This window comes from Staphylococcus sp. OJ82, assembly GCF_000294465.1.
Classification (GTDB): Bacteria; Bacillota; Bacilli; order Staphylococcales; family Staphylococcaceae; genus Staphylococcus; species Staphylococcus equorum.
Genome location: NZ_ALPU01000011.1, coordinates 401,282 through 423,940 on the forward strand (window position 1 = coordinate 401,282; position 22,659 = coordinate 423,940).

Annotated in this window: 21 protein-coding genes and 1 other annotated feature; all 21 genes read right to left on the bottom strand. The window is 36.4% G+C overall.

The window, feature by feature from the left end; all coding sequences use genetic code 11:
• Nucleotides 1–91 precede the first annotated feature (91 nt).
• The 21 genes from fusA to gltX all read right to left on the bottom strand — a co-directional run bounded on the left by fusA (nucleotide 92) and on the right by gltX (nucleotide 22,456).
• Nucleotides 92–2,182 (bottom strand): elongation factor G, encoded by a 2,091-nt coding sequence (gene fusA / locus SOJ_RS12900; RefSeq protein ID WP_002508564.1) that lies wholly within the window; start codon nucleotides 2,180–2,182, stop codon nucleotides 92–94.
• A 119-nt stretch (nucleotides 2,183–2,301) separates the two neighbouring features.
• A complete protein-coding gene (gene rpsG, locus SOJ_RS12905) occupies nucleotides 2,302–2,772 on the bottom strand; it encodes a 30S ribosomal protein S7 (protein WP_002508565.1) in 471 nt (156 codons plus the stop codon).
• A gap of 70 nt (nucleotides 2,773–2,842) precedes the next feature.
• Nucleotides 2,843–3,256 (bottom strand): 30S ribosomal protein S12, encoded by a 414-nt coding sequence (gene rpsL, locus SOJ_RS12910; RefSeq protein WP_002508566.1) that lies wholly within the window; start codon nucleotides 3,254–3,256, stop codon nucleotides 2,843–2,845.
• A 95-nt stretch (nucleotides 3,257–3,351) separates the two neighbouring features.
• Nucleotides 3,352–3,606: a ribosomal L7Ae/L30e/S12e/Gadd45 family protein gene (locus tag SOJ_RS12915; RefSeq protein ID WP_002508567.1), complete on the bottom strand. Its 255-nt coding sequence runs from the start codon at nucleotides 3,604–3,606 to the stop codon at nucleotides 3,352–3,354.
• A 159-nt stretch (nucleotides 3,607–3,765) separates the two neighbouring features.
• Nucleotides 3,766–7,362: a DNA-directed RNA polymerase subunit beta' gene (rpoC, locus tag SOJ_RS12920; protein ID WP_162129936.1), complete on the bottom strand. Its 3,597-nt coding sequence runs from the start codon at nucleotides 7,360–7,362 to the stop codon at nucleotides 3,766–3,768.
• A gap of 168 nt (nucleotides 7,363–7,530) precedes the next feature.
• Nucleotides 7,531–11,082 (bottom strand): DNA-directed RNA polymerase subunit beta, encoded by a 3,552-nt coding sequence (rpoB, locus tag SOJ_RS12925; RefSeq protein WP_002508569.1) that lies wholly within the window; start codon nucleotides 11,080–11,082, stop codon nucleotides 7,531–7,533.
• Nucleotides 11,083–11,281: 199 nt separating this feature from the next.
• On the bottom strand, nucleotides 11,282–11,890 hold the full coding sequence (locus SOJ_RS12930; protein ID WP_002508570.1) for a class I SAM-dependent methyltransferase: 609 nt from the start codon (nucleotides 11,888–11,890) through the stop codon (nucleotides 11,282–11,284).
• Nucleotides 11,891–12,149: 259 nt separating this feature from the next.
• Complete coding sequence (gene rplL, locus SOJ_RS12935) at nucleotides 12,150–12,518, bottom strand: 50S ribosomal protein L7/L12 (RefSeq protein ID WP_002508571.1); 369 nt, start codon at nucleotides 12,516–12,518, stop codon at nucleotides 12,150–12,152.
• Between the two features lie 40 nt (nucleotides 12,519–12,558).
• Nucleotides 12,559–13,068 (bottom strand): 50S ribosomal protein L10, encoded by a 510-nt coding sequence (gene rplJ / locus SOJ_RS12940; RefSeq protein WP_002508572.1) that lies wholly within the window; start codon nucleotides 13,066–13,068, stop codon nucleotides 12,559–12,561.
• A gap of 62 nt (nucleotides 13,069–13,130) precedes the next feature.
• Nucleotides 13,131–13,278, bottom strand: a sequence feature (ribosomal protein L10 leader region).
• 85 nt (nucleotides 13,279–13,363) lie between these two features.
• Nucleotides 13,364–14,059: a 50S ribosomal protein L1 gene (gene rplA, locus SOJ_RS12945; RefSeq protein ID WP_002508573.1), complete on the bottom strand. Its 696-nt coding sequence runs from the start codon at nucleotides 14,057–14,059 to the stop codon at nucleotides 13,364–13,366.
• Between the two features lie 231 nt (nucleotides 14,060–14,290).
• Nucleotides 14,291–14,713 carry a 50S ribosomal protein L11 gene (gene rplK, locus SOJ_RS12950; RefSeq protein ID WP_002508574.1) on the bottom strand — a complete coding sequence of 141 codons (423 nt, stop codon included), beginning with the start codon at nucleotides 14,711–14,713 and terminating at the stop codon, nucleotides 14,291–14,293.
• Between the two features lie 460 nt (nucleotides 14,714–15,173).
• Nucleotides 15,174–15,722: a transcription termination/antitermination protein NusG gene (nusG, locus tag SOJ_RS12955; protein ID WP_002508575.1), complete on the bottom strand. Its 549-nt coding sequence runs from the start codon at nucleotides 15,720–15,722 to the stop codon at nucleotides 15,174–15,176.
• Between the two features lie 14 nt (nucleotides 15,723–15,736).
• Nucleotides 15,737–15,916 carry a preprotein translocase subunit SecE gene (secE, locus tag SOJ_RS12960; protein ID WP_002484168.1) on the bottom strand — a complete coding sequence of 60 codons (180 nt, stop codon included), beginning with the start codon at nucleotides 15,914–15,916 and terminating at the stop codon, nucleotides 15,737–15,739.
• 122 nt (nucleotides 15,917–16,038) lie between these two features.
• On the bottom strand, nucleotides 16,039–16,182 hold the full coding sequence (rpmG, locus tag SOJ_RS14250) for a 50S ribosomal protein L33 (protein ID WP_002508576.1): 144 nt from the start codon (nucleotides 16,180–16,182) through the stop codon (nucleotides 16,039–16,041).
• Between the two features lie 137 nt (nucleotides 16,183–16,319).
• Complete coding sequence (locus SOJ_RS12965; protein WP_002508577.1) at nucleotides 16,320–16,889, bottom strand: sigma-70 family RNA polymerase sigma factor; 570 nt, start codon at nucleotides 16,887–16,889, stop codon at nucleotides 16,320–16,322.
• Between the two features lie 71 nt (nucleotides 16,890–16,960).
• A complete protein-coding gene (locus tag SOJ_RS12970) occupies nucleotides 16,961–17,485 on the bottom strand; it encodes an NYN domain-containing protein (RefSeq protein WP_002508578.1) in 525 nt (174 codons plus the stop codon).
• Nucleotides 17,482–18,231 carry a 23S rRNA (guanosine(2251)-2'-O)-methyltransferase RlmB gene (gene rlmB / locus SOJ_RS12975; RefSeq protein ID WP_002508579.1) on the bottom strand — a complete coding sequence of 250 codons (750 nt, stop codon included), beginning with the start codon at nucleotides 18,229–18,231 and terminating at the stop codon, nucleotides 17,482–17,484. The genes SOJ_RS12970 and rlmB overlap by 4 nt, the downstream gene beginning before the upstream one ends.
• Before the next feature lie 7 nt (nucleotides 18,232–18,238).
• Nucleotides 18,239–18,625 (bottom strand): Mini-ribonuclease 3, encoded by a 387-nt coding sequence (locus SOJ_RS12980; RefSeq protein WP_002508580.1) that lies wholly within the window; start codon nucleotides 18,623–18,625, stop codon nucleotides 18,239–18,241.
• A 1-nt stretch (nucleotide 18,626) separates the two neighbouring features.
• Complete coding sequence (gene cysS, locus SOJ_RS12985; RefSeq protein WP_002508581.1) at nucleotides 18,627–20,027, bottom strand: cysteine--tRNA ligase; 1,401 nt, start codon at nucleotides 20,025–20,027, stop codon at nucleotides 18,627–18,629.
• Entirely contained in the window at nucleotides 20,011–20,652 is a 642-nt protein-coding gene (gene cysE / locus SOJ_RS12990) for a serine O-acetyltransferase (protein ID WP_031266086.1), read from the bottom strand. The genes cysS and cysE overlap by 17 nt, the downstream gene beginning before the upstream one ends.
• A gap of 346 nt (nucleotides 20,653–20,998) precedes the next feature.
• Entirely contained in the window at nucleotides 20,999–22,456 is a 1,458-nt protein-coding gene (gene gltX / locus SOJ_RS12995) for a glutamate--tRNA ligase (RefSeq protein WP_002508583.1), read from the bottom strand.
• Nucleotides 22,457–22,659: the final 203 nt, after the last annotated feature.

Here is a 22,659-nt window from a genome sequence, read left to right on the forward strand (position 1 = left end):
GCTAAAAAATCAATTGATAAAACTGTAAGCTACATAATTAAGCATTACATGTAATTAACAGATAGACTGTTATCTTACAAAATAAATTTAATTACTCAGCTGAATTACCACTGTTTTTCTTGATAATTGCTTCAGCAACTGATTTTGGAACTTCTGCATAGTGGTCAAAGTACATAGTATACGTACCGCGACCTTGAGTGTTAGAACGTAATGATGTTGCATAACCGAACATTTCTGAAAGTGGTACAAAAGCGTTAACAACTTGTGCATTACCACGAGGTTCCATACCATCAACACGTCCACGACGAGATGTTACGTCACCCATGATGTCACCCATGTACTCTTCAGGCATTTCGATTGTTACTTTCATCATTGGTTCTAAGATAACCGGATCACATTTTTTAGCAGCTTCTTTAAGCGCTAATGATGCAGCAATTTTGAAGGCCATTTCTGATGAATCGACATCATGGTATGAACCGTCATATAATTTAGCTTTAACATCAATTAAAGGATAACCAGCTAATACACCGTTTTCCATTGAATCTTTAAGTCCTGCTTCAACTGATGGAATGTATTCACGAGGAACTACACCACCAACGATAGCGTTTTCGAATTCAAAACCGCCACCAGTTTCGTTAGGCGAGAATTCAATCTTAACGTCACCATATTGACCACGACCACCAGATTGACGAGCGAATTTACCTTGAACTTCAGCTGATTGCTTAAATGTTTCACGGTATGAAACCATTGGAGCACCAACGTTACATTCAACGTTAAATTCTTTCTTCATACGGTCTACTAAGATATCTAAGTGAAGTTCACCCATACCACCAATGATAACTTGTCCAGTTTCATCGTCTGTGTGTGCATGGAATGTTGGATCTTCTTCTTGTAACTTAACTAAAGCTGTAGTCATCTTGTCTTGGTCAGCTTTAGATTTTGGTTCAACAGATAAGTGAATAACAGGTTCTGGGAAATCCATAGATTCCAAGATAATGTCATTCTTCTCACCACATAAAGTATCACCAGTAGCAGTATCTTTAAGACCTACCGCAGCAGCGATATCTCCTGAGTATACTGTGTTAAGCTCTTGACGAGAGTTAGCGTGCATTTGTAGTAAACGACCTACACGTTCACGTTTGTTCTTTGTAGAGTTCTTAACGTATGAACCAGATGAAAGCGTTCCTGAATAAACACGGAAGAATGTTAACTTACCAACATAAGGGTCAGTCATTACTTTGAACGCTAAAGCAGCGAACTCAGCATTGTCATCAGCTTTTGCGATAACTTCTTCTTCTGGGTCATCAGCACGATGTCCAACAATTGGTTTAACGTCTAATGGTGATGGTAGGTAATCAATTACTGCGTCAAGCAATAACTGAACACCTTTGTTTTTGAACGCTGTACCAACAAGAACTGGATAAAATTCAATATCATTTGTTGCTTGACGGATAGCGTCTTTTAATTCAGCGACAGTGATTGCTTCGTCAGCTAAATATTTTTCCATTAATTCATCATTACTTTCAGCAACTGCTTCAATTAATGCTGAACGAGCTTCGTCAGCTCTTTCTTTATGATCCTCAGGAATTTCAATTTCTTCAATATCAGTTCCTTCGTTATTGTTATATTTGAAACATTTCATTTCAACTAAGTCAATGATTGCTTCAAATTGATCTTCAGCACCAATTGGTAATTGAATTGGTTGTGCATTAGCTTGTAAACGGTCATGAATAGTGCTAACTGCATATTCAAAGTTAGCGCCCATTTTGTCCATTTTGTTTACGAAGACAATACGAGGTACACTGTAATTTGTTGCTTGACGCCAAACTGTTTCAGTTTGAGGCTCAACACCTGATTGTGCATCAAGTACTGTTACTGCGCCATCAAGTACACGTAAAGAACGTTCAACTTCAACAGTGAAGTCTACGTGTCCTGGTGTATCGATGATATTTACACGGTGGTCATCCCATTGTGCTGTTGTTGCAGCAGATGTGATTGTGATACCACGATCTTGCTCCTGTTCCATCCAGTCCATTTGTGAAGCTCCTTCATGAGTTTCACCAATTTTGTGGATACGTCCAGTATAGTAAAGAATACGTTCTGTCGTAGTTGTTTTACCAGCATCGATGTGGGCCATGATACCGATATTACGAGTTCTGTCTAAACTAAAATCTCTAGCCATGTATTTTTCTCCTTCCAGTATAACTGCGAATAAATACTATAAATATGGCGATGCCCTAAGCATGCGCCTTCGATAGTAAACTATCAATGTGGAACATGCTCAGGGATAAAGCTACTATCCTACCAACGATAGTGAGCGAAGGCTTTGTTAGCTTCAGCCATTTTGTGAGTGTCTTCACGTTTCTTAACTGCGCCACCTGTATTGTTGGCTGCATCTAAGATTTCGTTAGCTAAACGCTCTTCCATAGTTTTTTCACCACGGTGACGCGAATAATTAACTAACCAACGAAGTCCTAAAGTCGTACGACGTTCTGGACGAACTTCAACTGGTACTTGATAGTTAGAACCACCTACACGGCGAGCTTTAACTTCTAATACTGGCATGATGTTGTCGATAGCTTCATCGAATACTTCAACAGCTTCACGACCACTACGTTCTTGAACTAAGTCGAAAGCAGAATAAAGAATTCTTTGAGCTGTCCCACGTTTACCATCTAACATGATTTTGTTGATCAATTTTGTAACTAATTTAGAGTTGTGGATTGGATCCGGTAATACGTCTCTTTTTGGTACTGATCCTTTACGAGGCATAATGTAAATCCTCCCTTCCTATTATAGTATATTTTTTAAATTTATTGCGAAAATTTACGGAATCTTAAACTTATTTTTTAGGTTTTTTAGCTCCGTATTTTGAACGGCTCTTTCTACGTCCATCTACGCCTGAAGTATCAAGCGCACCACGTACAACGTGATAACGTACACCAGGTAAATCTTTTACACGTCCACCACGTACAAGTACAACACTGTGTTCTTGTAAGTTATGTCCGATACCAGGGATATACGCATTAATTTCGATACTGTTTGACAAACGTACACGGGCATATTTACGTAACGCGGAGTTAGGTTTTTTAGGAGCCATAGTACCTACACGAGTACAAACACCACGTTTTTGTGGAGAGTTTAAACTAGTGTATTTTTTCTTTTTGCTGTTAAAGTTTCTGTTCAAAGCTGGTGAACCGTATGTTTTCGATTTGCTTTGTCTAGGTTTACGTACCAATTGATTAATAGTTGGCATTGAATGTTTCCTCCTCTCATCATTTATAATCCCACACATCCAGGTGGTTCATTTCAAGGGCAAATAAAATTTAGTAAGAATAATTCTTACTAATCTCATTTTAATAACGCAACAATTGTTGCATTAACGTTAATACCTACATATTCTCCTAAAGCTTGCTTGCTTTTGAAAAATGAAACAGGTATTTGTTTATGATTGATTTGACTTAACACGCGAGTCAGTAAATGAACTTCAACGTCTTCAGCAATAATCAATGATGTAACTTGGTTCTTATCCAAAGCCTTAAGCGTTTGTTTAAGCCCAATAACATGATGTTGTTTGTTAAAGCGTGCAACTTTTTCATTAGACATTAAAATATCCTCCAAAGTTCTGCTTGCATCAACCTTAATAATAATAACATCTTAGCTACTGTTGAGTCAACTTTAAATACGATAAATTCTTCAAAAAACATAAAAAACAAGTGATCGAAATATAATATCTCGATCACCTTGTTTATTCAGTAAAAAGAATTATATCTTAGTTGTCTCTGATTCTTCTGAAACTGTTGCATTTGGTGCAACTGTGTCGTATTTAACGTCTCTGTAACGTCTCATACCAGTACCAGCTGGAATTAATTTACCGATGATAACATTCTCTTTAAGACCAAGTAAGTTATCGCGTTTACCTTTAATTGCAGCATCTGTAAGTACACGTGTTGTTTCTTGGAACGAAGCTGCTGATAAGAAGCTTTCTGTTTCAAGAGACGCTTTCGTAATACCTAGTAAGACTGGTTTAGCTGTTGCTGGACGTTTACGTTCTTTAAATGCGTCACGGTTTGCATCAGTAAAGCTGTGAATATCTACTAATGAACCTGGAAGTAACTTAGTATCTCCAGCTTCGATAATGCGTACTTTACGTAGCATTTGTCTAACCATAACTTCAACGTGTTTATCATCAATTTCTACACCTTGCATACGGTAAACTTTTTGAACTTCTTTTAATAGATAGCTTTCTGTTGCATTTAAACCTGATACAGATAAATAGTTCTTAGGCTCGATTGAACCTTCAGTTAGAACTTCACCACGTTCAACGCTTTGACCAACCTCAACTTTCAATCTTGAAGTACCTGAAGCTAAATATGATTTAGATTCGTTCGCACCTTTAATAACGATTTCTTGTTGACGGTCTTTCGCAATCTTGATGTCATCAACGACACCTTCGATTTCTGTAATCACGGCTTGACCTTTAGGATTACGTGCTTCGAAGATCTCTTGAATACGTGGAAGACCTTGCGTGATATCACTACCTGCTACACCACCTGTATGGAATGTACGCATTGTAAGCTGTGTACCTGGTTCACCAATTGATTGTGCAGCAATTGTACCAACTGCTTCACCAACTTCAACTTTTTCACCAGTAGCAAGGTTTTTACCGTAACATTTTTCACAAACACCGTGACGTGTATTACATGTAAATGCTGAACGTATATACATTGATTCAATACCAGCGTCTGTAATTTGTTTAGCAATGTCTGCAGTTACTAATTGATCTGGTTTTACAATTACTTCATCAGTCTCTGGATGACGGACAGTTTCTTTAGAATAACGTCCTTCGATACGTTCGATGAATGGTTCGATCATTTCTGTACCTTCTTTGATATCAGAAACAAGTAGACCACGGTCAGTGCCACAATCTTCATCACGAACAATAACATCTTGAGCAACGTCAACAAGACGACGAGTAAGGTAACCTGAATCGGCTGTTTTAAGTGCTGTATCGGCAAGACCTTTACGCGCACCATGGGTAGAGATAAAGTACTCTAACACTGTTAAACCTTCACGGAATGAAGAAGTGATTGGTAATTCAATAATCTTACCTGATGGTGCAGCCATAAGTCCACGCATACCTGCTAACTGTGTAAAGTTAGATGCGTTACCACGGGCACCAGAGTCACTCATCATAAAGATTGGGTTTGTTTTATCAAGTGAGCCCATTAATTTTTGCTGAATTTGGTCTTTAGCGTCAGTCCAAATTTCAACAACAGCGTTATAACGTTCAAATTCAGTGATTAAACCACGATTAAATTGTTTCGTAATTCTCTCAACTAATTTTTCGTGTTCATCTAAAATTTCTTGTTTATCTGGTAATACTACGATATCAGATACACCAACAGTGATACCTGCTTTAGTTGAGAATTTGAATCCTAAGTCTTTCATTCTGTCTAACATCATAGAAGTATCTGTGATGCTGAAACGATTGAAGACTTCTGCAATAATATTTCCTAAGAAATTCTTATTGAAAGGTTCAATTAATTCTTGGTTATCGAAGTATTCTTTTAATCCGCCTTCTCCTAATTCAGTAGCTGATACGAAATATCTAGCTGGTGTTTTATTTTCTAAATTAGTTTGTGTTGGTTCGTTAATATATGCAAATGAATCCGGAATGATTTCATTGAATATAACTTTACCAACTGAAGTTAACAAGATTTTTTTGTTTTGTTCTTCAGTAAATGTTGGATTATTAAATGATTTAGCATGTACACCAATACGTGAATGTAAGTGTACGTAGCCATTCGCATAAGCTTTTAACACTTCATTTGTATCATTGAAAATCGCACCAGTATTCACTGATTCTTTACGCTCTAAAGTTAAGTAATAGTTACCTAGCACCATATCTTGTGAAGGTGTTACAACTGGTTTACCATCTTTAGGGTTTAAGATATTTTGTGCTGCAAGCATTAACATACGTGCTTCTGCTTGAGCTTCTTTAGATAATGGTACGTGAACTGCCATTTGGTCACCATCAAAGTCAGCGTTGTAAGCTGTTGTAGCAAGTGGATGCAGACGAATTGCACGGCCTTCAACTAATGTAGGTTCAAATGCTTGAATACCTAATCTGTGAAGTGTTGGTGCACGGTTTAAAAGTACTGGGTGTTCTTTGATAACATCTTCCAATACGTCCCAAACTTCATCATCCATGCGTTCAATCTTACTTTTCGCATTTTTAATGTTTGTAGCAATTTCACGTTGAACTAATTCTTTCATGATGAAAGGTTTGAACAATTCTAATGCCATCTCTTTAGGTAGTCCACATTGATACATTTTCAAGCTAGGTCCAACTGCAATAACTGAACGACCTGAATAGTCAACACGCTTACCTAATAAGTTTTGACGGAAACGTCCTTGTTTACCTTTTAACATATGAGAAAGAGATTTTAATGGGCGGTTACCTGGTCCAGTAACTGGACGGCCACGACGACCATTATCGATAAGTGCATCAACAGCTTCTTGTAACATACGTTTTTCGTTTTGGACGATGATGCCTGGAGCACCTAAGTCTAATAAACGTTTCAAACGGTTGTTACGGTTGATAACACGACGATACAAATCATTAAGATCACTTGTAGCAAAACGTCCACCATCTAATTGAACCATTGGTCTGATTTCTGGTGGGATAATTGGAAGTACGTCTAACACCATCCATGCTGGATTATTACCAGAATGTCTGAATGATTCAACTACTTCTAAACGTTTAATTGCACGTGTAAGTCTTTGACCTGTTGCTGATTCTAACTCATCTCTTAGTTGTTTAAGTTCAGCGTCTAAGTCGATTTCTTGTAGTAATTCTTTGATACCTTCAGCACCCATTTTGGCGTTGAATTTACCTGGGAATTTATCATAGTACTCTCTGAATTCTGCTTCAGATAATAATGTCTTTTGCTCTAAACCAGTTGGACCTGGGTTAACAACAACATAAGAAGCGAAGTAAATAACTTCTTCTAACGCTCTTGGCGACATATCTAATAAAAGACCCATACGACTTGGAATACCTTTGAAGTACCAAATGTGTGATACAGGCGCAGCTAATTCAATATGGCCCATTCTTTCACGGCGCACTTTTGACTTAGTTACTTCTACTCCACATCTGTCACAAACCATACCTTTATAACGTACACGTTTGTATTTACCACAACTACATTCCCAGTCTTTCGAAGGTCCAAATATTCTCTCACAGAATAGACCATCTTTTTCTGGTTTTAAAGTACGATAGTTAATTGTTTCTGGCTTTTTAACCTCACCAAAAGACCATGAACGGATTTTTTCGGGTGAAGCAAGTCCTATTTTCATATAATGGAAATTATTTACATCAATCAAGGAGCCTACCTCCTTCAATTTAGATTAGCTGTGCAAATTGATTGATTGCTCTATATCAATAATGGAATAACCAAGATTAAGGCAAATACGAACATGTATTGTACCTTAACTTGGTGTATTCTTTTATAAACTTAAATGCAATTAGTCTGTAATTTCTTTCTGTGATTGTGGCGCTTCTTTTTGTTGAAGATCCACTTTACGTTCAACGACATCATCATCTTCATTGTCTTGCATGTCAATTTCATTGTCATGCTCGTCCATAATCTTAACGTCTAACCCTAAACTTTGTAATTCTTTCATCAATACTCTGAATGATTCAGGAACACCTGGTTTAGTGATGTTTTCACCTTTAACAATAGATTCATATGTTTTCACACGACCTACTGTATCATCGGATTTGTAAGTTAAGATTTCTTGAAGTGTATATGCAGCACCGTATGCTTCAAGTGCCCATACTTCCATCTCACCGAAACGTTGTCCACCAAATTGTGCTTTACCACCAAGTGGTTGTTGCGTAACAAGTGAGTAAGGTCCTGTTGAACGTGCGTGTAATTTATCGTCAACCATGTGAGCAAGTTTCAGCATGTACATTACACCAACTGAAATTCTGTTATCAAATGGTTCACCTGTACGTCCGTCATATAATACCGTCTTACCGTCACGAGCCATACCAGCTTCTTCAATCGTTGACCATACATCATCATCACTCGCACCATCAAATACTGGTGAAGCAACGTGAATACCTAAGTTTTTAGCAGCCATACCTAAGTGTAGCTCTAATACTTGTCCGATATTCATACGTGATGGAACACCAAGTGGGTTCAACATGATATCGATTGGCGTACCGTCTGGTAAATAAGGCATATCTTCTTCAGGAACAAGTTTAGAAATTACACCCTTGTTACCATGTCGACCACACATTTTGTCACCAACGTGTATTTTACGTTTTTGAACGATATACACACGAACTAATTGGTTAACACCTGGAGATAATGTGTCGTCTCCTTCTTCACGGTTAAAGACTTTAACATCTAGAACAATACCACCTGCACCATGAGGTACGCGTAATGATGTATCGCGAACTTCACGTGCTTTTTCACCGAAGATTGCATGTAGTAAACGTTCTTCTGCAGTTAATTCTGTTACACCTTTAGGCGTTACTTTACCGACTAAGATGTCACCATCATTAACTTCAGCACCTACGTATACAATACCGCGGTCATCTAAGTTTTTAAGTGCACTATCTGAAACGTTAGGAATATCACGAGTGATTTCTTCAGGTCCTAGTTTTGTATCACGTGCTTCAGATTCATACTCTTCAATATGAATAGAAGTGTATACGTCATCTTTAACTAGACGTTCACTCATGATTACAGCATCCTCGTAGTTATAACCGTCCCAAGTCATGAAACCAACAACTAAGTTTCTACCTAATGCCATTTCACCAAGTTCCATTGAAGGACCGTCAGCTAAAATTTCGCCTTTAGTCACTACATCGCCAGTAGCAATGATAGGTCTTTGGTTATAACATGTACCAGTATTTGAACGTTTGAATTTAGCTAATGGATAGCGATCTAATTCGCCTTCATATTCTTGACCATCTTCTTCAATAAGTCGACGTACAAGAATTTCATTAGATTCAACGTGTTCAACACGGCCTTTATGTTTTGCAACAATTGCTGCACCAGAGTCACGTGCTGCCACGTGCTCCATACCAGTTCCTACGAATGGTGATTCAGGATTCATCAATGGCACTGCTTGACGTTGCATGTTTGCACCCATCAATGCACGGTTAGAGTCATCGTTTTCTAAGAAAGGAATACATGCTGTCGCAGCAGAAACAACTTGTTTAGGTGAAACATCCATGTAGTCCATTTTTTCTTTAGCCATAACTGTGTTATTACCACGGAAACGACAAACAACTTCGTCTTCTACGAAACGACCATTTTCATCTAATACAGAGTTTGCTTGAGCTACTACATAGCTGTCTTCTTCGTCAGCTGTTAAGTAGTCAATTTGGTCTGTGATTGAATGTGTTTCAAGATCTACTTTACGGTAAGGTGTTTCAATGAAACCAAATTCATTCACACGCGCATAACTAGATAGTGAGTTGATAAGTCCGATATTCGGACCCTCTGGTGTTTCGATTGGACACATACGACCATAGTGAGAATAGTGAACGTCACGTACTTCCATTTGAGCACGTTCACGTGTTAAACCGCCGGGTCCTAATGCTGATAAACGACGTTTATGTGTTAACTCGGCTAATGGGTTAGCTTGGTCCATGAATTGTGATAATTGAGAGCTACCAAAGAATTCTTTAATAGATGCAATAACAGGACGAATATTGATTAATTGTTGAGGCGTAACAGAATCAGTGTCTTGGATAGACATTCTTTCACGTACAACACGTTCCATTCTTGATAAACCAATACGGAATTGATTTTGTAATAGTTCCCCTACTGAACGTAGACGACGATTACCTAAATGGTCAATATCATCTGTAAAGCCAATACCACTTAACAAGTTAAAGAAGTATGACATTGATGCAATAATATCTGCTGGTGTAATACATTTCACTTCTGAATCAGGGAAAGCATTACCAATCACTGTAGTTGTACGTCCTTCTTCATCGTTCGGAACGTATACTTTGATTGATTGAATCTCAACAGGTTCATCAATAACAGTACCTTCTAATTCAAAGACTTCACTGTTTGCATTTGCTTCTAGTACATCCATAACCTCATCTAAGTTACGACGATCTAAGACTGTACCTTCTTCAGCTACAATTTCACCTGTTTCAGTATTAACAATTGGTTCAGCTAATTTCTGATTGAATAAACGGTGTTTCAAATGAAGTTTTTTATTCGCTTTGTAACGACCTACACTAGCTAAGTCATAACGTTTCGGATCAAAGAAACGAGAATATAATAAGCTCTTAGCATTTTCAACTGTAGGCGGTTCGCCAGGGCGTAAGCGCTCATAAATTTCTAATAATGCTTGATCAGTATTTTCAGTACCATCTTTTTCTAAAGTATTACGTAAGTACTCGTTTTCACCTAAAAGATCAACAATTTCTTGATCAGTTGAGAAACCTAAAGCACGTAATAATACTGTTAATGGTAATTTTCTTGTTCTATCAATACGTACATAAACAACATCTTTCGCATCAGTTTCATATTCTAACCATGCACCACGGTTAGGAATGATTGTTGCATCGAAGTTTGTACGACCATTTTTATCTAGTTTTTCATTGAAGTATACGGATGGTGAACGAACTAATTGTGAAACGATTACACGTTCAGCACCATTTATTACGAATGTACCTGTATCTGTCATTAATGGGAAATCGCCCATAAATACTTCTTGCTCTTTCACTTCGCCAGTTTCTTTGATGATTAGACGTACTTTTACACGTAGAGGTGCAGAATACGTTGTATCACGGTTTTTTGATTCTTCTAAATCATATTTCGGTTCTCCGAGTCTATAATCTACAAACTCTAAAGAAAGATTGCCTGTGAAATCTTCAATCGGAGAAATGTCTCTAAACATTTCTAATAAACCTTCTTCTAAGAACCACTCGTAAGACTCAGTCTGAATCTCAATTAAATTCGGTAATTCTAATACCTCTGAAATTCTCGCATAGTTTCTACGTTTACGATGTCTTCCATATTGGACAAATTGACCTGCCAAACAGATTCACCCCTCAAAAATTGCGTGTTTACTTTTACTAAATGAGCCAATATAATGAGATAAAAAGAAAACGGTAGCATACCAAATGACACCATTTTCCATTTTACCTCATATACATTGTTCATTTACACGTAAAAGTACACACTTATTGAACATAAATTTTTACATTCTATTACTATATCAGATTGATACTTTTAAATCAAGCTTTCGTGCTTCTTAAAATGTAGTAACCTTTGTCTTTTGCTAAGACTTCTACATTGTTAAAAGTGTCTTGCATTTTTTGCTTTGCTGATGACATGCCTTGTTTTTTTTGAATTACGACATACAGCGCGCCATCTTGCTTTAATACCTTATATGCGTCTTCTAAAATGCTGTGAACGACTTTTTTTCCTGCTCTAATCGGTGGATTAGTCAGCATAAAATCATAAGCGTCGGCTTCTACCTGCGATAAACCATCACTTTCTTTGATTTCCACGTTGTCTATACGGTTCTTTTTTCTGTTTTTTCTTGATAATGATAGTGCACGCTGATTAACATCAACCATCGTCACTTCATGATGCGGGGAAGTTTTTGCAATCATTAAACCGATAGGGCCATAACCACAACCAACATCCAAGATGCGTTTAGTAGGGCCAGGAGGATATGCTTTCAAAAAAGTTTTTACTAATAAATCTGATCCAAAGTCAATCTTTCCTTTTGAAAAGACGCCTGAATCTGTTACTAGCTCTAATTTACAGTTATCGTAGGAGTACGTAAAAAGCAACTCATCACTTTCTACTTCAGGATTTTCATCATAATAATGACTCATGACTACACCTCTTTTAATCTAATTCTTCTTAGATTAATACTATACCCATGTTATATGTCACATTGTGGTCGAACCACAGTAACGACCATAGATATAGATCAAATAAGATAAAACCCCGTTATACTAATAACGGGGTTTTCATTTCTCAAAGATTTCAGATAAAATACATTTCACTTAAAATCAGCGTACCGAAGTAGCGATGCATTAAGCTGCTTGTATCATCTTCACTATATAATTATTAACTGTTAGACAGCAAAAATTATTTGATTTCTACTGTAGCGCCAGCTTCTTCTAAAGTTGCTTTAAGTTCTTCAGCGTCTTCTTTAGCTAGTCCTTCTTTGATTACTTTAGGAGCATCGTCAACTAAACCTTTAGCATCTTTTAATCCAAGACCAGTTGCTTCTTTAACAGCTTTAACAACTTTGATTTTAGATGATCCAGCTGATGTTAATTCAACGTTGAATTCAGTTTGTTCAGCTTCAGCGTCTCCGCCACCTGCTGCCCCTGCTGCTGCTACTGGAGCTGCTGCAGTTACACCAAATTCTTCTTCAATTGCTTTTACTAAGTCGTTTAATTCTAAAACTGACATTTCTTTAATTGCTTCAATGATTTGTTCTTGATTAGCCATTTTAATATTCCTCCATTAATTGTTATTAGTTTATGCGCAATTATTCAGCGCTTTCTTCTTTTCCTTCTTGTTCTTCTCCAATTGCTTTAACCGCATAAGCGAAGTTGCGTACTGGAGCTTGTAATACTGATAAAAGCATAGAAACAAGACCGTCGTGTGATGGTAATGTACCAACAGTGTTAACTTGCTCTGCTGAGATAACATTGCCTTCCATAACACCTGTTTTAACTTCTAATGCTTTATGTTCTTTAGCGAATCCCGCGATTACTTTCGCTGGAGCAACTACATCTTCAGTTGAAGTTGCGATTGCTGTAGGACCTACTAAGAATTCGTTTAACCCGTCAATACCAGCTTGTTCAGCTGCACGGCGAACCATAGTGTTTTTGTAAACTTTATACTCAACACCAGCTTCACGTAATTGCGAACGTAATTCAGTTACTTCAGCAACGCTTAGACCACGATAGTCAACGATAACTGTAGATACTGAGTTTTTAAGTTGTTCTGCAATGATATCAACTTGTTGTTGTTTTGCATCGATGATAGCAGACATTTAGACACCTCCATAGATTTAGTTTGGTGCTTTTTATCTTGAGTTATTGTCCTTATAAACATTACTCAATAAAAAAAGCACTTTCTACCCGTGGCAAAAAGTGCTTGAAAGATCTAAATTCTTCACGTTCAAGTCAATTTTAGCCTCGGCAGGATATAATTTTAAGTTATCACTAACTCCTACTGTCTTAGGTAAAATAATACATTAACCAATATAACTGGTTTCATGTGTTATGTCAATATTTATTTAAGGCTGAAAGCAAGACTTTCAGCCTTAAAATATTTTATGTTAAAAATTATAGTTTAAAGCCTGATGTGTCAACTTTAACTCCAGGACCCATTGTTGTTGTTACAGCAACAGATTTGAAGTAAGTACCTTTAGCTGATGCAGGTTTTAATTTAGTTAAAACGTCTTGTAAAGTTCTGAAGTTTTCAACTAATTTTTCAGTATCAAATGATGTTTTACCAATTGATGCATGAACGATACCTGATTTTTCAGCACGGTATTCAACTTTACCAGCTTTGATTTCTTCAACTGCTTTAGTAACATCCATAGTTACTGTTCCAGTTTTAGGGTTTGGCATTAAACCTTTAGGTCCTAATACGCGACCAAGTTTACCAACTTCGCCCATCATGTCTGGTGTAGCTACTACTACGTCGAAATCAAACCAACCTTGTTGGATTTTTTCTACGTATTCACCTTCACCAACGAAATCAGCACCTGCTGCTTCTGCTTCAGCTGCTTTTTCGCCTTTTGCGAATACTAATACACTTTGTGATTTACCAGTACCGTTTGGAAGCACTACTGCTCCACGGATTTGTTGATCATTTTTACGTGTATCAATACCTAAACGGAATGCTACTTCAACTGATGCGTCAAAGTTAGCAATGCTTGTTTCTTTAGCTAATGCAATCGCTTCTTCAACACTGTAGTGTTTTTCACGATCAATTTTGCTAGCTACTTCTTGATATCTTTTGCTTTTTTTAGCCATTTCATGTTCCTCCTTCAGTGGTTTTAGCGGAATTCCCTCCCACATTTACTTGTTTTCACAAGTTAAGAGCAGATAACAGAGAGGTTTAATTGTATTTTATCGTTGGAATGAACTTCCTTAATAAATGACATTTATTCCTCATATTACGACAATATTGAATGCTGTCATCATGTTTGTCTTTTCTGTCATCTGCTTCTATCGTCAATCTATGTTTTCATTACTAATTTTTAATTATTGAACTGTAATACCCATACTACGAGCAGTACCTTCGATAATACGCATAGCTGCTTCTTCGTCTGCAGCGTTTAAATCTTGCATTTTTTGGTTTGCAATTTCACGTACTTGATCTTTAGTTACTGTTGCTACTTTGTTTTTATTAGGTTCGCCTGAACCTTTTTCAACGCCAGCAGCTTTTTTAAGTAGTACTGGAGCCGGTGGTGTTTTTGTAATAAATGTAAATGAACGATCTTCATAAACACTAATTTCTACCGGTATGATTAAACCTACGTCTTCTTGTGTACGTGCGTTGAATTCCTTACAGAATCCCATAATATTCACACCTGCTTGACCTAATGCCGGACCAACTGGTGGTGCTGGATTTGCTTTACCTGCAGGAATTTGTAATTTAACTACTTTTTCTACTTTTTTAGCCACGATGTGCACCTCCTTGATATCGTGATGTGGTCACAGGACTCAATTTTGTCCTCCCACTCTTCTACATTTCGTGACGAAATGAACGCTCTATGAGCGCGACCACAGTATTATACCATTAACCCGTTTGATAACGCAATGGTAAAGTGTAACTTTTTTAAAGAAGACCTTATCAATTTCATTGATTAGGTCTTCTTATGCATGAGCTTTAGCTCAGGTAGTCCCCAAAACATTCATCACTTTAGTGATTAGAGGTTCTATATGCATGAGCTTCAACTCAGGTAATCCTCTAAACATTCATCACTTTAGTGATTAGATATTGTTATGCATGAGCTTTAGCTCAGGTAATCCTCAAAACTTTCATCACTTTAGTGATTAGAGGTTCTTAATGCATGTAAAGTGGCTCTTCTCGCTTTAGCGAGATTAGTGCCACTTATGCAAGTGCCTTAGCACTTGTAATCATCTACAGTTTTTCAACTTGATCAAATTCTACTTCTACTGGTGTTTCTCTACCAAACATGTCTACGAGAACAGTAAGTTTGAATTTATCAGCCTCAATTTCTTGAACTTCGCCAACTTGATTAGCGAATGGACCTGATTTAACTCTCACTTGTTCACCTAAATCTAATTGAACATCAATTGTTTTCTCTTTCATGCCCATTTGTTTAAGGATGAAACGTGCTTCATCTGGAAGCAATGGGTTAGGTTTAGATCCAGAACCAGCTGAACCAACAAATCCTGTTACGCCAGGTGTATTTCTCACAATATACCATGATTCATCTGTCATCACTAATTCAACTAATACATAACCAGGAAATGTTTTTTTAGTTAATGTTTTGGCTTTACCATCTTTAACTTGTGTTTCTTCCTCTTCCGGTATAACTACTCTGAATATTTTTTCTGTCATATTCATAGATTCAACACGTTTTTCTAAATTCTTTTTAACTTTATTTTCATAACCAGAATAAGTATGCACAGCATACCAACGCTTTGCGTCAACTTCTTCAGACATGTCGTCACTCCTATCTATTTAATTAACTCTATAATTCTACCAATTCCTAAGTCTAAGGCATAGAAGAACACTAAGAAAAATACTACTGTAGCTACAACAATGACTGTGTACTTAAATAATTCTTCTTTCGTTGGCCAACTTGTCTTTTCCATTTCTGACTTTACGCCTTGGAAGAAATTTTCTTTTTTAGCCATTAACAAGACCTCCGTATTATTTCGTTATTGCTTATTCCATATAACAAATCAAGCAAATACAATACTCTCAACTTAGTTGGAAAGATATATTCACTCAACTGATTACTTAATATGTCATCTTATTATTTTGATTCCTTGTGCATCGTATGTGCATTACATCTCGGACAATGTTTTTTTAATGTCATTCTAGATGTAAGGTTACTTTGTTTCGGAACATTATAATTTCTACTGCCACAGACTTCACAATTCAGTGGTACTTTTTTCATTAGACTTCACCTTACTCATTATAATACCAATCTACTATACAGAACTTCTGAGTCAATTGTCAATTGTCAGCAATCCACTCAAACATGCTATTTTCGTGATACTGGCACTACATACAACTTGGTTTCAATACATATTTTCATTTTTCCAAACAACGTCTTATCTTTATTTTACAACGATGTATGGCATTGTAAACTACTTTGGTGTTTAAATTTAAAATTTGTGCAATTTCCTGTGGTTTATAGTCTATTAAAATATAACTTATAATACGTTGTTCTAAATCGGTTAGTCTTTTCAAGCACTGCTTTAATTGCGAAGATATTTCCCGTGCAATGATGTATTTGTCTATAGGTTGTTCAGATTTTGAATTATTATAAGTAACTATAAATTCATTCACAAGCACTTCTTGACGGCGTTGTGTATACATTTTTTTGCGTATATAATCATTTTTTACATTTTTTATGACGCAATTGACATAATGTTCTAAAGGCGTCGCTTCTGTAAAATCAAAACGGCTTAACACACTATACAATTTCAAAAGTACTTCTTGGCATAAATCTTCTTTGTCACTCGGGTGAACTGAAAAATGATTTAATCTTTTATTAATCAATGGTGTCATTTCATCAATAATTTGTTCCACATCAATTTCATTTTGTAATCGATTCTTCGAATAAGTTGTACATTCTTTGTTGTGAATTCTATCAAACATGTCCGTAATCCTTTCCTTAAAGTAAGCATAGGATACAGGGTTTGCTATAAAAAAATCAAGGTGCAAAATAGTTATTTGTGATTATCTCCGCGTCTTAATTTTTCAAATTCTTTAAGAATCTCATGAGAGAGCTCGATTCGTGTTCGTGGCTTTTGTTCGTTGAAGCCATCGAGCTCTTTAGATACAGATACTTCGTTCTCTCTTAAGTCTCTCCACATCTCTCTTGAAGATATACGATAAGCTCCCGCACCGAATATCGCATGCTGTTCACTCATATCACTCGTGACAACCGTAATATGTCTAGTATGTTTCTCGTATAAATCATAGACATAACGTTCTATATAACTGTCTGCCGTTTCTTTTTCTTTTGTGAATATCGTTTTAACCCCGTGGTACATATATTCTGTAGGTGGGCCGGATTGTTCATAAGCATCAAAAACGCAGACAACTTCATCAGCTATTACAGCATTGTAATTCGCTATAGCTGTAAGTAATTGATCACGTGCTTCCTCGAGATTGTCTTTTGCTATTCGACTTAAGTCCTGCGATTGCCCTATCATATTATAACCATCAATGATTAAGTAACGATCCTTCATCTCTTATCTCCAATCTGATGACGTTTGCGGTAAACCTCATACATCATCAGACTTGCTGCTACTGACGCATTTAAACTATTAACATGACCAACCATAGGAATATTGATATAGAAGTCACATTTATCTTTTACTAAACGGCTCATACCTTGTCCTTCGCTTCCAATCACAATCGCTAAAGGCATAGCTGCATCCATTTCTCTATAATCCGTTGAATTCTCCGCTTCAGTACCAACAACCCAATAACCATTGTCTTTTAAAGTATCAATCGTATTAGCTAAGTTCGTCACACGAATAACAGGTATGTGCTCTATTGCACCTGTAGAGGCTTTAGCTACCGTTTGTGTTAGTGCAACTGAACGTCTCTTTGGAATGATAACTGCATCCACACCTGAGGCATCAGCCGTTCTTAAAATCGATCCTAAATTATGCGGATCTTCTAAACCATCTAGTATAAGTACTGTAGATAATTTGTCTTGTGCTTTTTGCGTAACTAAAAATTCGTCGAAATCTGCATATTCATATGGTGCAATATATGCTGCAATCCCTTGATGAGGTGACTCTGACAATCCGTCTATTTTAGATTTCGGCACTGTTTGTACAATGATTTTTTGGCTATTTGCTTTTTTTAAAATTTCATTTATTTGACCTTTTTTGATAGTATCTTGAATTAAAATCTTATTAATTGTATGTCCTGAGACAATCGCTTCTTTAACTGCATGGCGACCGACTATAACTATCTCTTCCACAGTACCACTACCTTTCATCTACATTTTTTACGATACATTCTAACAATGATGTTAAACGTTCATGTTCTTTTTCTAGATATAAAAAACCAATGACGGCTTCTAATCCTGAACTTTTACGATATGTTTGTATATCTGTATTCTTCGCTTTTGTATAACTTTTAGCATTTCTACCGCGACGCACAATATCTTGTTCACTTTCAGTAAACCAATTGTTTTCCATTAAAAACTCAAGTGTCTCTGCCTGACTCTTAGCAGACACATAGCGTTTTGCTTCTTGATGTAATCGGTTAGGTTTAGCTTTCAATTTCAACACGATATATTCTCTCACGTGTTGATCTAAAACAGCATCGCCCATATATGCCAACGTCAAAGGATTCAATAATTTGTTATCCATATTAGCCACGTTTAAATCTCACACCCTGCGCTGTATCTTCTAAAATAATATTTTGTGCTTTTAAGTCATCACGAATTTCGTCTGCACGCGCAAAGTCTTTATTTTGTCTCGCCTTGTTTCTTTCTTCTATTAACGCTTCGACTTGTTCATCTAAAAGCATGTCGCTCTCTTTACCTTTAAGTGGCACACCAAGTACGTCGCTGAAAATTTCATATACTTGTTTAAAGCGTTCAATTACTGTTGTAGAAGTTGTGTTTTCTAAGATGTATTTATTAGCTAGTTTTGCTAAATCATACCATGCAGTAATTGCATTGGCTGTATTAAAATCATCATTCATTACTGTTTCAAATTGTTTTAAAATATCATCAATTGCTTCTACATATGCAGATTGATCTTCAATATTTGTCGCAATCGCTTCACGTTCTTCAATCGCTTGATAACTGTTACGTACACGCTCTAACCCACTCTTAGCTGCTTCAACAAGTTCAACATTATAATTAATTGGACTTCTATAATGTACACTGATCATAAAGAAACGTAATACATCAGGGTCGATTTGTTTTATAATATCGTGAACAAGCACGAAATTACCTAACGACTTACTCATTTTTTCATTATCTATGTTGATAAATCCATTATGCATCCAATAGTTAGCAAACGGTGCATGGTTATGTGCTTCTGATTGTGCAATTTCATTCTCATGATGAGGGAATTGTAAATCTGTGCCACCCGCATGAATATCAATTGTTGCTCCTAGTTCATGATATGCCATTACAGAACATTCAATGTGCCAGCCTGGTCTACCTTTACCAAATGGACTATCCCAGCTTATTTCTTCTGGTTTTGCTTGTTTCCATAATGTAAAATCCAAAGCGTCTTCTTTTTGTTCACCTTGTTCTATACGAGCGCCTACCTTCAAATCATTCAATGATTGATGACTTAATTTACCGTAGTCTTCAAATTTACGTGTTCTGAAGTATACATCGCCACCGCTTTCATAAGCATTGCCTTGATCTACAAGTTCTTTAATAAACTTAATAATATCATCCATATGGTTCATGACACGTGGATTAGATGTTGCTTTTTTAACGTTTAGTGCACCTACATCTTCGTAAAAGGCATCGATATAACGATCTGCTATCGTTTCTACAGATTCACCTAATTCTTTAGAACGCTTGATTAATTTATCGTCAACGTCAGTAAAGTTCGACACATATACCACTTCGTATCCTTGATATTCGAAATATCTTCTTACCACATCGTAATTAATTGCAGGTCTTGCATTACCAATATGAATATAATTATATACTGTTGGTCCACAAACATACATTTTAACCTTACCTGGCTCAATAGGCTCAAACGTCTCTTTTTGACGTGTTAACGTATTATATAATGTAATCATCTTGTATCTCTCCATTTCTTGTTTTCTCAAGTTGTTTTTCTAATTCTTTCAATTGTTCATAAACAGGATCTGGTAAGTTACGGTGATCGAACGTTTTACCAATACGTCTACCATCTTGCTTAACGATATGACCCGGTATACCTACGACTGTTGAATAACTTGGTACAGAATTTAACACAACTGAGTTTGCTCCTATGTTCACATTCGAATCAATTTTAATATCACCTAGTACTTTGGCGCCCGCAGCTATTAATACATTGTCCCCTATATCAGGGTGACGTTTACCTCGTTCTTTACCAGTACCGCCTAATGTAACACCTTGATAAATCGTGACGTTATTTCCTATATTACATGTTTCTCCAATAACAACACCCATACCGTGGTCAATAAATAAACGTTTGCCTATTTTAGCCCCAGGATGTATTTCAATACCTGTGAAAAAGCGTGCAACTTGCGAAATTAATCTTGCTAATATATATTTCTTCTTTTTATATAATTCATGCGCAATCAAATGACTCCACACTGCATGTATACCTGCATAAGAAGTGACAACTTCCAATGTAGTGCGCGCAGCTGGGTCTTGTTCAAACACCATGTTTACATCATCTTTTATTCTTTTCAATATCTTAAACAAGGTTGCTACCTCCTTATTAAAAAAAGCACCTCTAACTGACTTGTTAGAGGTGCTTTGCACGGTTCCACTCTTATTTTTAAATATAAGTTGATTACCTTAACCATAAGTATGGTTAAAAATATAAAACAACTTATCTTCACTCATTAAAGTTTATTTAGTTCATTAACACAAAGGTGCATTCAGCAATTTCAGTGGTGTGCTCACAGCAACCGCACACTCTCTTGACACATTTCATCGCTTACTAATCCTAAGGCCATTTCAATTTTAATAATAGGTGGTTCGATGTAATTTTTCAAGTATTTTCATCTTGAGACAATATCATCGCACGCAACCCTCTTTATTTAACGTAGTTTTTCAAACGTAGTAACACTTTTTCTTTACCTAATACTTCAATTGTATTTGGTAATTCTGGTCCATGCATTTGGCCTGTTACAGCAACACGAATTGGCATGAATAGTTGTTTGCCTTTAATACCAGTTTCTTTTTGAACTTCTTTGATTGTTTTTTTAATTTCTGCCGCTTCAAATGGTTCAAGTGCTTCTAACTTTCCATATAAGTGGTTCATTAGTTCTGGCACTTGTTCACCCTCGATGATTTCTTGTTCATCGTCACCTAAAATTTGTTCGTCACGGAAGAATAGCTCAGATAAAGGAACGATTTCTCCAGCATAACTCATTTCTTTTTGATAAAGCGCAACAAGTTTACGACCCCATTCCAAATCTGCTTCGTTTGGATTTTCAGGTAGTAATTCTGCTTTGATAAGGTGTGGTAAAGCTAATTCGAATACTGTTTCAGTATCTTTTTGTTTCATATATTGGTTATTCACCCATGCTAATTTTTGCTTGTCGAAAAATGCAGGTGATTTAGATAAACGTTTTTCATCGAAGATTTTAATGAATTCTTCTTTAGAATAAACTTCTTCTTCGCCTTCTGGTGACCAGCCTAACAATGTAATAAAGTTAAATAATGCTTCCGGTAAATAACCTAAATCACGATATTGTTCGATGAATTGTAGGATTTGTCCGTCGCGTTTACTTAATTTTTTACGTTCTTCATTAACGATAAGTGACATATGCGCGAATCTAGGCGCTTCCCAACCAAACGTTTCATAAATCATTAATTGTTTTGGTGTATTAGAAATATGATCATCGCCGCGAATAACATCTGAAATTTCCATGTAGTGATCATCAATAGCTACTGCAAAATTGTAAGTAGGTACACCATCTTTTTTAACAATAACCCAGTCACCCATATTATCTGAATCAAATGAAATTTCACCTTTAACCATATCTTCAAAAGTGAACGTTGTGTCTTTAGGAACACGGAAACGAATGGCAGGTTGACGACCTTCCGCTTCGAATTGTTGACGCTCTTCTTCAGTTAAGTGTGCATGTTTCCCACCATAACGTGGCATTTCTCCACGTTTGATTTGTTGTTCACGCTCAGCTTCAAGTTCTTCTTCAGTCATATAACATTTATACGCTTTGTCTTCATCTAATAATTGCTGAATAAGCGGATTATAGATCTCGCCACGTTCTGATTGGCGATAAGGGCCATAACCTTTATCTTTATCGACAGATTCGTCCCAATCGATGCCTAACCATTTTAAATTATCAAATTGTGAAGATTCGCCATCAGTTAGATTACGTTTACTGTCCGTATCTTCTATACGAATTACAAAATCTCCATCATAATGTTTAGCAAATAAATAGTTGAATAATGCAGTTCTTGCATTACCGATATGCAAATAACCTGTTGGACTTGGGGCATATCTAACTCTTACACGATCACTCATTATGTTCACTCCCGTTTTTAATATTAATTAATAATGTTTTTATAGCGTTTTATGTTTCATCACTTGTTACACTCATACACACATCAAAAAAGCTGAACGTGTATCAACTTAACTTTATGTCGTTAACAATAATAATGACGCTCAACCATTAATAAGTTTGTTATTCTACGCTTATTAATAATACCATAGCTTATAATTTTTAA